This window comes from Escherichia sp. KTE172 (assembly GCF_000408845.1).
Classification (GTDB): Bacteria; Pseudomonadota; Gammaproteobacteria; order Enterobacterales; family Enterobacteriaceae; genus Escherichia; species Escherichia coli.
In genome coordinates, this window is record NZ_KE137318.1 from 10,079 (window position 1) to 10,879 (window position 801).

1 protein-coding gene is annotated in these 801 nt (G+C 42.2%); it reads left to right on the top strand.

From position 1 onward, the window contains the following. Positions 1-135: 135 nt before the first annotated feature. On the top strand, positions 136-801 hold a 666-nt coding region (locus tag G434_RS00075), incomplete at its 3' end, for a replication initiation protein (RefSeq protein ID WP_016249758.1).

The following is an 801-nucleotide window of genomic DNA, read 5'->3' on the forward strand; positions in this document are numbered from 1 at the left end:
GTGGAGGAATTTAAGGTAAAGGTGGAGGAATTTAAGGTGTTATTCACAGAAATGTGAGGATATAAAAAAAAATATTCCACATTTCTTATTTGTGGGGCACATTAAAGCATCACCACATTTGAACGGGATCTTTGTATGTCGGACTTGATTGCCTACAAGTCGAATGCTTTGGTTGAGGCCAGCTACAAGTTGACCCTACAGGAACAACGTTTTCTGTTGCTGTGTATCAGTCGATTGAAATCTGGTGCTGATGCTGAATTGCAAAAGACAATGACCATTACCGCTGCGGAATATTTTGATTCATTCCCTGACATGGGGCGGAAAAATGCCGAGGTTCAGTTACAGGAAGCGATCGATCGTTTATGGGACAGGTCGATCATTCTCAAGAATGACGAGAAGCGTGAGGAGTTCCGCTGGATCCAGTATCGGGCACAGTACGCTAAAGGTGAGGCCAAGGCTCGAATAACCTTTTCTGACGCGGTAATGCCTTATCTGACGCAACTGAAGGGGCAATTCACGCGCGTTGTTATAAAAAACATATCAGGTTTATCAAGTAGTTACAGTATAAGAATATACGAGTTCCTCCAGCAATTCCGCAGTACGGGAGAGAGAATTATTGCTCTTAATGACTTTCGTTCAATGTTAGGGATTGAAAATAAATACAAACAATTCAGAGACTTAAATAAAATACTAATAAAACCCTGTGTTGACGAACTGAACAAAAAAAGCGACCTGGCTGTAACGGTTGAGACGATCAAAAAGGGGCGCACGGTTGTAGCCCTGCATTTTCGCTTCAAGGAA